The sequence below is a fragment of the Cohnella luojiensis genome, from assembly GCF_004564235.1.
Classification (GTDB): domain Bacteria; phylum Bacillota; class Bacilli; order Paenibacillales; family Paenibacillaceae; genus Cohnella; species Cohnella luojiensis.
In genome coordinates, this window is sequence record NZ_SOMN01000023.1 from 17,688 (window position 1) to 28,630 (window position 10,943).

10 protein-coding genes, 1 other RNA gene and 1 pseudogene are annotated in these 10,943 nt (G+C 47.6%); 4 read left to right on the forward strand and 8 right to left on the reverse strand.

All coding sequences use genetic code 11. The features are described from left to right. Positions 1–22: 22 nt before the first annotated feature. Both gnd and E2980_RS15425 read left to right on the forward strand, forming a co-directional pair. On the forward strand, positions 23–940 hold the full coding sequence (gene gnd, locus E2980_RS15420; protein ID WP_135153079.1) for a phosphogluconate dehydrogenase (NAD(+)-dependent, decarboxylating): 918 nt from the start codon (positions 23–25) through the stop codon (positions 938–940). Between the two features lie 20 nt (positions 941–960). Then, positions 961–1,896: an NAD(P)/FAD-dependent oxidoreductase gene (locus E2980_RS15425; RefSeq protein ID WP_135153080.1), complete on the forward strand. Its 936-nt coding sequence runs from the start codon at positions 961–963 to the stop codon at positions 1,894–1,896. A gap of 8 nt (positions 1,897–1,904) precedes the next feature. Here the strand turns inward: E2980_RS15425 and E2980_RS15430 are convergent, their stop codons facing one another. Continuing rightward, positions 1,905–2,579, reverse strand: a complete 675-nt coding sequence (locus tag E2980_RS15430; protein WP_135153081.1) for a cyclase family protein — start codon at positions 2,577–2,579, stop codon at positions 1,905–1,907. Positions 2,580–3,358: 779 nt separating this feature from the next. On the opposite strand from E2980_RS15430, the gene E2980_RS15440 reads away from it, so the two are divergent. Together E2980_RS15440 and E2980_RS24475 are read left to right on the forward strand one after the other, a co-directional pair. Beyond that, complete coding sequence (locus E2980_RS15440) at positions 3,359–3,865, forward strand: hypothetical protein (protein ID WP_135153083.1); 507 nt, start codon at positions 3,359–3,361, stop codon at positions 3,863–3,865. 136 nt (positions 3,866–4,001) lie between these two features. Continuing rightward, complete coding sequence (locus tag E2980_RS24475; protein WP_135153131.1) at positions 4,002–5,366, forward strand: SEC-C metal-binding domain-containing protein; 1,365 nt, start codon at positions 4,002–4,004, stop codon at positions 5,364–5,366. Positions 5,367–5,698: 332 nt separating this feature from the next. On the opposite strand, the gene E2980_RS15450 is transcribed toward E2980_RS24475, so the two are convergent. The 7 genes and pseudogenes from E2980_RS15450 to pyrB all read right to left on the reverse strand — a co-directional run bounded on the left by E2980_RS15450 (position 5,699) and on the right by pyrB (position 10,795). Then, positions 5,699–6,100 carry a hypothetical protein gene (locus E2980_RS15450; protein WP_135153084.1) on the reverse strand — a complete coding sequence of 134 codons (402 nt, stop codon included), beginning with the start codon at positions 6,098–6,100 and terminating at the stop codon, positions 5,699–5,701. A gap of 27 nt (positions 6,101–6,127) precedes the next feature. Beyond that, positions 6,128–6,568 (reverse strand): UPF0158 family protein, encoded by a 441-nt coding sequence (locus tag E2980_RS15455; protein WP_135153085.1) that lies wholly within the window; start codon positions 6,566–6,568, stop codon positions 6,128–6,130. Positions 6,569–6,863: 295 nt separating this feature from the next. After that, positions 6,864–7,004 (reverse strand): hypothetical protein, encoded by a 141-nt coding sequence (locus E2980_RS24280; protein ID WP_167747144.1) that lies wholly within the window; start codon positions 7,002–7,004, stop codon positions 6,864–6,866. 171 nt (positions 7,005–7,175) lie between these two features. Further along, a pseudogene (locus E2980_RS15460) lies at positions 7,176–8,180 on the reverse strand (Abi family protein). 366 nt (positions 8,181–8,546) lie between these two features. Continuing rightward, positions 8,547–8,909: a transfer-messenger RNA gene (gene ssrA / locus E2980_RS15470) on the reverse strand. Positions 8,910–9,082: 173 nt separating this feature from the next. After that, positions 9,083–9,571, reverse strand: a complete 489-nt coding sequence (smpB, locus tag E2980_RS15475) for an SsrA-binding protein SmpB (RefSeq protein ID WP_135153088.1) — start codon at positions 9,569–9,571, stop codon at positions 9,083–9,085. A 291-nt stretch (positions 9,572–9,862) separates the two neighbouring features. Further along, complete coding sequence (pyrB, locus tag E2980_RS15480) at positions 9,863–10,795, reverse strand: aspartate carbamoyltransferase (protein WP_135153089.1); 933 nt, start codon at positions 10,793–10,795, stop codon at positions 9,863–9,865. Positions 10,796–10,943: the final 148 nt, after the last annotated feature.

Sequence of the window (10,943 nt, forward strand, 5' to 3'; positions counted from 1 at the left end):
ACTTCATCAGGAGGGAAGTATCATGCAAATCGGCTTAATCGGATTGGGAAAAATGGGCTTCAACTTGGCGCAAAACTTGCTGGATCATCATCACGAGGTGGTGGCGTTCGATCTGAACGCCGATGCGGTCGAATCGGTCAAATCACTCGGCGCGCAAGGAACGACGAACTTAAAACAGCTCGTTCAATCATTGGAAAAACCGAGGATTCTTTGGCTGATGGTTCCGCACGCCGTAGTTGATTCGCTCATCGCAGAAGTCACTCCAATGCTTTCGAATGGGGATATCATAATTGAAGCCGGCAATTCACACTATAAAGAATCGATTCGTCGGTATGAGCAATTGAAGCCTTTCGGCATCCACTTCCTTGACGTTGGAACTTCCGGCGGTATGGAAGGCGCTCGCCATGGCGCTTGTTACATGGCTGGCGGAGATCCGGAAGCGTGGAGCATCGTGGAGCCCGTCTTCCGGGATACTGCAGTCGAGAACGGGTATTTGTATGCAGGCAAAGCTGGCAGCGGTCATTTCTTGAAAATGGTGCACAACGGCATCGAATACGGGATGATGGCCTCTATAGGCGAAGGGTTCGAGGTGCTGGAGAAAAGCGGATTCGGATTCGACTTCGAGAATGTGGCCCGCGTCTGGAACAATGGCTCGGTTATCCGCTCTTGGCTGATGGAGCTGACCGAGCGGGCCTTCTCCAAGGATGCGAACCTGGACGAGATCAAAGGAACGATGCAATCGTCCGGAGAAGGCAGGTGGACGGTTGAGACGGCTTTCGATCTGCAGACCGCGACACCCGTCATAGCCATGTCGTTGCTGATGCGTTACCGTTCGCTTGAGAACGATACGTTCACCGGCAAAGTGGTCGCCGCCTTGCGCAATGAATTCGGCGGACATGCCGTCGAGAAAAAAGAAACTCCGCAGACTGTGAAAATCTAAAAATAAATGAGGCGATTACCATGAAGAAAGCAGCAGTTATTATCGGAGCAGGCCCAGCCGGATTGACAGCCGCCATCTATCTGGCAAAGGCGAACGTGGAACCCCTTGTGATTAAGGGGCTCGAACCGAGCAAATATTTGCTAACCACGATGGAAGTGGATGCGTATCCCGGTTTCCCGTTAGGAGTTAACGGGCCGACGCTTCTGGACGATATGGGCAAGCAGGCAGAGCAGCTAGGAGCGCGGATCCGAACGGGAACGGTCGACAGCGTGGACTTGTCTATTCGACCTTTCCGGATTCATCTGGAGGGTCATGAGACGATCGAAACCGAATCGCTCATCATCGCGACCGGCGCTTCCTTCAAGCAGTTGGGTATCCCGGGAGAAAAGGATAACTTCGGACGAGGAGTAAGCACCTGCGCGACATGCACCGGATTTTTCGCCACCGACAAAAAGGTAATCGTGGTCGGAGGCGGCGATTCCGCGCTCGAAGAGGCGTTGTACTTGACCCGGTATGCTTCCGAAGTCACGATCGTACACCGCCGGAACGAACTCAGGGCTTCCAAAGGCATGCAAGAACGAGCTCGCCGATCTAAAAAAATCAATTGGATACTAGACGTTACTCCGCTGGAAGTGTTAGACAATGGGATCCATGTCTCGGGCCTTAGGGTAAGAAACAACAGTTCCGGCTTGGAAGAGGTCATCCCTGCCGAACGCGTATTCGTCGCAATCGGAAGCACGCCCAACACTGCTTTTCTCGAGGGGCAGCTTCCCGTTAGCAAGCGAGGGCACCTTCTAGTCAAACCCGGTACGACGGAAACGGATATTCCCGGAGTTTTCGTCTGCGGCGATGTGCAGGACGACAAGTACGGCCAAATCGCCAGCGCAGTCGGTTCGGGCTGCATGGCTGCCGGCGACAGCGAGCGGTATTTGGAATCGATCGAACATAACGGCTAACTAATATATTAACGTTTTTCTGCGAAAACCGTGCTAAAGCTGCTGTCAATGCCTTCGATAAACAAAGGTAAAGCATAGACGATGTCCACTTCGGACAAGTCATGGTTTAAGTTCATATCCTCAATAATCAATATGAATCGGCCATCCATCCGACCTTTCCCGAGAATGATTTGATGAAAAAGGATTCCTTCATCCAACCTTTGCGCGGCTGAGGCGGAAATGAAGTCAATGCCTATGGCCCGCAATGAATCAAATACCATAAAGTACTTAGCTGCCGATGCTGAAAAACCCGGGTTATGGTTGCCGTAGCGAACCGGATCCGAATCGCGGATTTTCCCGAACCTTGTGCGTATAAGCAACAGATCGGAGCCAGCGATCCGGTTCGCAAACGGCTCCAGATCTTCTTTCGTGATCAGTTCATCATCCGTTTTGGGAATGTCGAGGATCGTCATACGGGTAAAGACAAAATAATCAATGGGCAGCTCGCCGAGCTTTTTACCTTGCGGGTTGAAGTGCCACGGGCCATCAATGTGCGTGCCATTATGATTAATGGTCGTTATGATAAATTGATTGAACAGATCGCCCTTTCGTATACTGAATTGTTGCTGGATCTCAACAGGGGGATTGTCTTTAAACACTGGCGTATCCACGCTCAGCGGATAGGACAGGACCAATCGCTTCATATTTCGCGGTCTCCTTTTTCCAATATATTTCCGCCGTTAAATTCTACATACCCCCTCCGACTTCCTACGGGATTAGCACTCCTATTTGCAAGAACAATTAATAATATGACGATAATCTTCTTATGAATTACTTTTTGACAAATTCAATTTGGTATCTAACGGTTCCCGATATCGACGAATAAGACGCTGACCACTTGAGGTCAGCGTCTTTAACGATCTTATAGGTAGAATTGAAAATTAAAGATATCAGAATTGTTCAAAGGGAAAGTTACCATTCAGAGTTATATAGGAAGGGTGGCGGCCCCTATGGTCGTTGTTATATTTATATTGTTCGCATGGTTTTGTATTCAAGTCCTAATAGGTCTGCTTCGCAAGCTCCCGCTTGTTGTCAATTTTCTTTTATTTATGGCTATTGAAGTCGTACTTATTAACAAACTTACCATTAGTTACAATAATTTGAAGTTGTTCAAAATTAACACGAGCTTACCTCTCTTCATAGCTTTAATTCTACATAATGACTTCACCGTTACGTTCGTCCTGCTTGCCTTTGCTAATGTTTTTCTCACAACCCCGAAAACCAGTGTTTGCATAGGAATCTCCATCTACACGTTCCTATTTCAGATACTAATCGGCTTTGCACTTCGTTGGAATCACGTGCTTATCGATAAAGATTGGAATTTCTTCAAAGAGTCCATGATGATCATAATACTGATGGTTTATACATTGCTTTTGGGGAGGATCTTTCAGCGAATGGCTTCGAAGGAAGGATGGATCCGATAATGGAAAATATCGTTTACGACAATCAATTCAACGGCAATGAATGGTTTGTTATCGGACTAATGCTTGTAGGCTTCGGAGCGAGCTGGTTATTGCCGCGAACATTTTCTCCTCTGCAGATGATATTTAATATGTTGATTGGCATTACATTCGGGCTTATTTTTGACCATACTATCGGCGTACCGCCGTTAGACCTTTACGATTTTGGAGACCAATCGAATTATGAAATGTTTGATTTATTCTCATATCTGATGTATGCACCGTACGGATACTTGTTTATATATGGGATTGAACGACTTCGAATTTACGGGATATTGACAATCGGATATATTCTTTTATGGACGAGCGGCGCTATTTTGATCGAATGGTTGGGCTTAAAGGTCGGTTTATTCCACTATAAAGACGGTTACCGATTATTGTACTCGATCCCTATCTACTTAATATTGCAAAGTTTTCATCTACTTATGTATTGCATGGTATTTTCACTGGATCGATGGCAGAGACAGTGAATTAGGGAACGCGACTTTAATTCGCTATCAATCCGTTACATCGCACCCCATACGAAACCGGCTACTTGATCAAATAGACAATAATCGATTTTTAGAGGATAATTTATTTATACATAAATAGCGGAGGCACAGCATAATGCAGAGACTAGGCAGAAACGACCCTTGCCATTGCGGCAGCGGCTTGAAATACAAAAAATGCTGTCTCAACAAGGACGAAAAGGGCAATGTCACTCGGCTTACTCCCCCTAATCCGAAGACACCTGCAGACATCATTAACACCGAACTTACTTGGGCAAATGAGCTCCACAAGATTATTGCCATGTACTTCTTCAGCCAAACCATCGGCCTGTACGAAACCGAAGAAATCGACAATGTTATCCTCATGTGGAATGACTATGCCAACGAAGTGGTTCCAATCACGAAAAAGATCGGGGTGTACCCTGCAGCACTGGAGTATGTCCTCTGTCAAATTTACGGTTATGAAAATACCCAAAGCTCTCTAGCCGAAAAATATGAAGTGTCGGTCGGTACGCTGTCGCAGCGGGCTAATCAAATCCTCTCTTTTCTCGATGAGCATCTGCCTCAGTTGCCGGGTTCGCCGGATCCGACCGTTTCGGTCGCTTCGCATTCGAAATCTCGGTTCGTGATGGAGCAGGAGATGCAACGCCTCCACGCATTGCTCGGCGAGCAAAATTTCGAGACCATCGAAGATGCCAATGTATTTCTTCAACAACAGTTGAATCAGAAGCCTGCCGGACGCAAAAGCGTAACCAAGCTAGAGCAAGCAGCCGAGATTCTTAGTGTTGCATGGGACGAGCCGAATCCCCAGCAACGGACCAAGCTGGCGCAGGATGCGCTACTCCTCGACCCCAATAGCGTCGATGCATACAACATATTAGCCGAATGTGCGTCTTCTACCCCCAAGGACATGGCCTATTATTACAAGCAGGGAATGCTCGTTGGGGAAAAGCATCTCGGCGAGGCGTTCTTCGCTGAAAACAAAGGATACTTCTGGGGCTATCTGCCGACGCGTCCTTATATGAGAGCGAAAAAAGGTTATGCCGAAGCATGTGCCGAGCTTGGGAATATGCCTGAGGCCATAAAGCATTACCGTGAGCTGCTTGAGCTTAATCCGAATGATAATCAGGGGGTTCGCGATCTTCTACTATCTGCCTATATCGAGACTTTGGAGTGGAGTAATGCGGCGACTCTTATTAAACGATTTGATGGCGAAGGAAGTGCAACCTTCAATTACAGTCGAATCCTAGTCGAATACGGGATGAACGGGCAATCGTCGAAGCTCGCGACGCTGATCAAGAAAGCCACCGCGCATAATCCTTATGTGCCCGCTTACTTGCATGGCAAAAAACGGCTTCCGCGTGAAATGCCCGAATTCATGGGTTATGGTGACGACCGGGAAGCAATCGTATACGCCCATTTAAACCGCCATCTATGGATGGTTCGTCCTGAGCTCCTGCGTCTTTTTCCTGCTGGACGGTAACTTCTTTATAGAGTTGAATACCGGGAATGTAGCGGTTGTAGAGAATTAAGTCGATGCGCTGCCACGCATACAAAAAGCCGACCTCATGCGGTCGGCTTTCGTGATGGTGGAGGCGAGGGGAGCCTACCCCTGAAGATAACGTGATATGTGCTTCTACGGTGTAGTACAGATTTGATGTCATTCAAAGCGCGCGTTATTCTTCTAGCTAATTCCTCCTTGTTAGGCCTAAGTCCCTTGCCCGTAATTAAACTCCAAACTCAGGATAAGGGATTAATTCCGTACTTAAACTTGGTCATTCGACTGCCGCCTTTCCTTTACAGATTGAATAAGAACTATAATTTCGTCAGTTCATCCTGGGCTAATAACGGTGCTTTGGGCTTCTTTACAATGAAATGAGTGGAGTAATTCCGTTCGACGTCGGTGTCCCCGGACTTCGAGAACCGCAGCTGACACTTAGGTCCCTTCCCCCACTTTAAATAGACCGTGTAGGATTCTTTTAAGTCCATTTCTCTTGCCGTCTCCCGAAGCTTGGCCATAATAAAGCTGAATTGAGCCAAATTTCCGTGAAGAACTCTTTCCAGATAGGGAACTCTGCCAAAGCGCCATTCCTCCACTAACTTGGATGAAATCTTCCCCATTTTCACAAACAAATCCAGCGGACTTGCATAGCCTTTCTCATGGATTAGTTGGTGTACGGCGCTTCTCACTTTGATGTGCAGTTCTTGTCTATTCACTTAACTGACTCCTTTATAAGGGGTGAATCAAGGTTGTTTGCTCTTGTAGCGTTCGGCCAACTCATCGTAATTAAGCTTAACGCCCTCCATCCACAGTTTAATTTCTTCCTCCGCATAATGGCGCTCAAATCTATTCCATTCCTCCCAAATATCCAATTGAGTAAGCGTATCCTTGAATCTTCGAAAAGGCTTATGTCCTTCAAGCGCGTCGAAAAGCTTCATCTTCGGATCCGAATCGGTTTGTTTGGCGAACTTCATCATGACATAATAAGCTTCATTAGAATCGATCTTTGGAACATCCACATATCGATCCTCATTCTCTTCATCCTCCCAGTCAATACTCGGTTCGCCGGTATAAATTTCATCCATATCCAAAATGACTTCACCGGTCTGCAAGTCCAGAAAATAAGGATGTTCAAAGTCGTTGTCCAAGTAAGCATCAATAAGCTCGTCCATGAGTTGCGGCATCTAAAATCACTTTCCTTCTCTTAAAAGATTGACTGACTACGGCTTCTCTATTTTAATTCCCACTATTATATTAATAAACCTGCCTCGGTTGAGACAAGCCTGTACTACACCTTATTCGGGTTACTTGGGGACATAGTTGCATATACAAGCAAAACTCCGATTTCTTTCAGTCGGATTTATTCATGATGAAAAAGCATGGAGGCTTTCTTTTTTGCTCCCCATACGAATCCGACTACTTCGTGTCGTTTCTTGTGTCGCGATTCTATAGTCGGCTCAGGGGTATCCCATTCTTCATTTAAACTGCTGACGAAGAGGATTCGCGGATGACGGTCTTAGCGGTAGAATGAGATGCCGTGCTCGTCCGCTGCGCTCCCTGCGCGCGGAACGAACCCCATTGTCCTCCTTCGGACTGGATCGACTCCCCGTTTCTTTCCACACAAAAACCCGACCTCTTGCGGTCGGGTTTCTCGTGGTGGAGGCGAGAGGGGAGTCGAACCCCTGTCCGAAGACAACGCCACATGTGCTTCTACGGGTGTAGTGACAGATTTGATGTCACCCTTAGAGACTCCCTGTCTTCTCACTAAGTTTTCTTTCGAGGAATTCCTAATTAAACAGTAAGGATATCGGTTGGTACAGACCGTAAGTGTTTTTCCCAATCTTCTATGAAACCAATTCTGTTTAAATCGCAGACATCTCTATAGCGATCGATCAAGGAACTTAACTCAATAATCCAAGGATTCCAGACGGAATATTCTTTAACGAGATATTTTAAAGTGAATATAATACTGTAAAGAGAATTCGGTTCGATTTTCAACTTTTGAGCGTTAAAAGTAAGGGCTACTTGCTGAGATAGTTTGGTGTTATAAACTCTAGAAAAATGAGCACACCGATTACGAAGAACGCACATGGAATGTAACCAACTATCCAAGAGCTTGGCTGTTTTCAGTCCATATTCTTTCGAGATAATCCTCTTATCTTCTGGTTTTAAGTTTGTGTAAAGAATAGACAAGCTGGAAAATGAGAGTACTTCGACTGCTAACCATATTGGATACCTACTGCCATATTTCGTTTTATAATGAGCAACGAATAATTCCTTGCTACGTTCTAATTCTTCACTCATCTTCGTCACAAAACTATTGTAATCTGTATTTTTTCGAAAGGAAAAATTAGAAGGATCTTTATATCACTCAGAACCATATTTATGAGCAAGATGATATGAAATCTGTGACCGCATACTAACTTCAACATATTCAAAGATATCCAATAGTAGCGACCTTAAGCGCATATCAAAGTCATATAATTCCACTACATGCTCAAAGACAGTTCCATCAATATATTTTTCTTCATTAATTTTATATGGTAGTAAGTACCCTGTTAATCGATAGTAGTTAATGCGTTTGAGAATATCGGTGGCTCTATTCTCGTTCCCAACCTTTAACCCGCGAGATCTAAGAATATCTATCATTTCTTTATATGTTGCAGGGGGTTTTAGTTCAGACTCATAACTTTTGTCCATACCCAATATCCCCCAAAAAATAAAATGGCCCGCCCAGTTTCGCATTGTTAAGAGGCGCGGGCGGGATCTGTTATCTTTATTATATACCTCCGTCATTCTATCGTCAATTCAAATCACAATAGCATAAAGAAAGTACCCATGCGATACACAAGGATTGGTGGAGGTAGGGAGTATCCAACTTTTTTCTGGGGCCAACCCCTTTAGCTCCCCATACGAAACTCGACTACTTCGTGTCGGATTCTTGTGTCGCGATTCTCTATTCGGCTCAGGGGTATCCCATTCATAATTAAAGTTGCTGACGAGGAGGATTCGCGGATGACGGTCTTAGCGGTAGAATGAGATGCCGTGCTCGTCCGCTACGCTCTCTGCGCGCGGAACGAACCCCAATGTCCTCCTTCGGACTGGGACGACTCCCCGTTTCTTTCCACACAAAAACCCGACCTCTTGCGGTCGGGTTTCTCGTGGTGGAGGCGAGGGGAGTCGAACCCCTGTCCGAAGACAACGCCACATGTGCTTCTACGGGTGTAGTGACAGATTTGATGTCACCCTAGAGACTCCCTGTCACCGGATTCCCTTCGGGTCAGCCTGATTGTCTTCCTCTAGTCAGCCCCAGGCGGAGACTAGCTAGCGTATCCCACTAAAGTTGGCCCCTATCCCGCCACATGGGCGATGGAGAGTAGAAGCTTAACAGTCAGTTTCTTAGGCTGCTGCTAAAGTTGGTTGTTGTTTGCCGTTTAATAGGCTTTCCGCGTTAGTGAAGCAGACGCAGCCCTACTACCCGCTACCCACGCTCGTTCTATCCCCGTCGAATCCATAAACGCCCCCGAAATGCTGGTCGCCACCGCATCCGCGGTTGGACTTCCAGGAGCTCTCCCTGAGGAGAGCGAAGATACAGCATCGTTACAAAATCTATTATAACACGTGCGGCTTACAGATACTAAAGTTGTTACTGGCAATACTGCCACTTCGTTCCCAGCCATCAACAATGCCAAATCATGTTAATTATAGCTGCTGACCTTCTGCTTTTCCCTCAGGATCCGCTGAATATCCCGTTGGGAATCCCGCTTGGCATCGGACTCGCGCTTATCGTACTGCTTCTTCCCTTTACCCATCCCGATCAAGCACTTGGCGTATCCGTTCTTGATGTAGACGCGAAGAGGAACCAAAGTATAGCCGTCCCGCTTAACCAAACCGAGCATCCTATGAATCTGCTTCTTATGCAGCAAAAGTTTGCGAGCCCGAGTCGGATCGACCGGATTGTGTCGGTTTCCTTGCTCGAACGGACTGATGTGCATGTTGTGCAGGAACATCTCGCCGTTACGAATCGTGGCGAACGCATCGCCTAAAGTCGCGCGGCCAGTCCTTAGAGACTTGATCTCCGTACCCGATAGTACCATGCCGGCTTCGATGGCTTCCTCGATGAAGTAATCATGGGAAGCTTTCTTATTCTGAGCCAACGGCTTGTCGAACTGGTCTTTCTTTCCCATTTTCCTTCACCTCTCTACCTATCCATTCCATTCATGGCGCCGGCCAGATAACGCTTGCCGGACATTCATTATAGCACGCGCCCACCTGCGCCATCAACCGAACGGACTCCAATAACGTAAAGCCGAAGTTAGCCCGATCTCGTTACTATCTCGGCTCGATTCGATTACGACAAGCGGAGTTAGCAAAGTTTCTTTACTATCTCGGCTCCATTCGACTTCGACGGGCGGAGTTAGCAAAGTTTCTTTACTATCTTGGCTCGATTCGACTGCGGCGGGCGGAGTTAGCAAACTTTATCCCCTAGACTCGGTGATACACTTGTCGATCAGAGCCATCCGGATGTACAAGCCGTTAACGGCTTGGCGGAAGTACGCTGCGCGAGGATCGGAATCGACATCCTCGGTGATCTCTCCCGCACGCGGCAACGGATGAAGAACGATCGCGTCCTTGCGCATCCGATCCAGCAGCTCTGCGTCGACGATGAACTGGCCGGAAGCCTTCTCGTATTCCTCGACCGACGGGAAACGCTCCTTCTGAATCCGGGTCTGGTACAGTACGTCGATCGAGCCGGCAACGGAATCGAGGTCGTTCGTCTCCGCGTACCGGATGCCCTTCTCGTCCATGTACTTCTTCACGTTGTCCGGAATCCGTACGTTGTTCGGGGAGATATAGTGAACCATAACGTCCTGGTAATTGGCCAAAATATAGCTAAGAGAGTGGACGGTCCGCCCATACGCGAGATCCCCGACCATCGCGATATGCAAGCCGTCGATCTTGCCGAACTCCTTGCGAATCGTGTAAGCATCGAGCAAAGCTTGCGTCGGATGTTCACCCGCCCCGTCGCCCGCGTTGATGACCGGGATATCCGCCACCCTCGCCGCGCGCTTGGCCGCGCCGATCTCGGTATGCCGCATCACGATGACATCGCTATAGCCGCTGATGATCCGGATCGTGTCCTCCAGCGTCTCGCCTTTGATCGCCGATGAGAATTGCGACGCATTTTCCGTCCCGATGACGCCCCCGCCAAGGCGGTGCATCGCCGATTCGAACGACAGCCGCGTCCGCGTGCTTGCCTCGAAGAACAGAGAAGTCATGATTCTACCCTCATGCCGTCTGTCCCCGCCGCGCGCGACGATTTCTTCCATCTCCCGCGCCGCATCGAACAATTGCTCTAATTCTTCCCTAGCGAATTGCTTTGCTCCTAGCACATGATATAACTGTTTCATATCTGCCAGCCTCCCCGACATCTCCGTACACACTAAGTACTATCCTATAAGATACGGCGAAGTTTGTAAATTGGAATCGACATCTCCGCGCAAGCCGCTTTATCGGAAGAAGAACCTCCCGGAAACGTGCTCCGGAAGGTCCTTTATC

What these genes read in the sequence shown, in the direction of transcription:
- E2980_RS15425 (WP_135153080.1), top strand. Translation starts at nt 961, where the DNA reads ATGAAGAAAGCAGCAGTTATTATCGGAGCAGGCCCAGCCGGATTGACA.
- E2980_RS15430 (WP_135153081.1), bottom strand. Translation starts at nt 2,579, where the DNA reads ATGAAGCGATTGGTCCTGTCCTATCCGCTGAGCGTGGATACGCCAGTG.
- E2980_RS15455 (WP_135153085.1), bottom strand. Translation starts at nt 6,568, where the DNA reads ATGCCGCAACTCATGGACGAGCTTATTGATGCTTACTTGGACAACGAC.
- pyrB (WP_135153089.1), bottom strand. Translation starts at nt 10,795, where the DNA reads ATGAAACAGTTATATCATGTGCTAGGAGCAAAGCAATTCGCTAGGGAA.
- gnd (WP_135153079.1), top strand. Translation starts at nt 23, where the DNA reads ATGCAAATCGGCTTAATCGGATTGGGAAAAATGGGCTTCAACTTGGCG.
- E2980_RS24475 (WP_135153131.1), top strand. Translation starts at nt 4,002, where the DNA reads ATGCAGAGACTAGGCAGAAACGACCCTTGCCATTGCGGCAGCGGCTTG.
- smpB (WP_135153088.1), bottom strand. Translation starts at nt 9,571, where the DNA reads ATGGGAAAGAAAGACCAGTTCGACAAGCCGTTGGCTCAGAATAAGAAA.
- E2980_RS15440 (WP_135153083.1), top strand. Translation starts at nt 3,359, where the DNA reads ATGGAAAATATCGTTTACGACAATCAATTCAACGGCAATGAATGGTTT.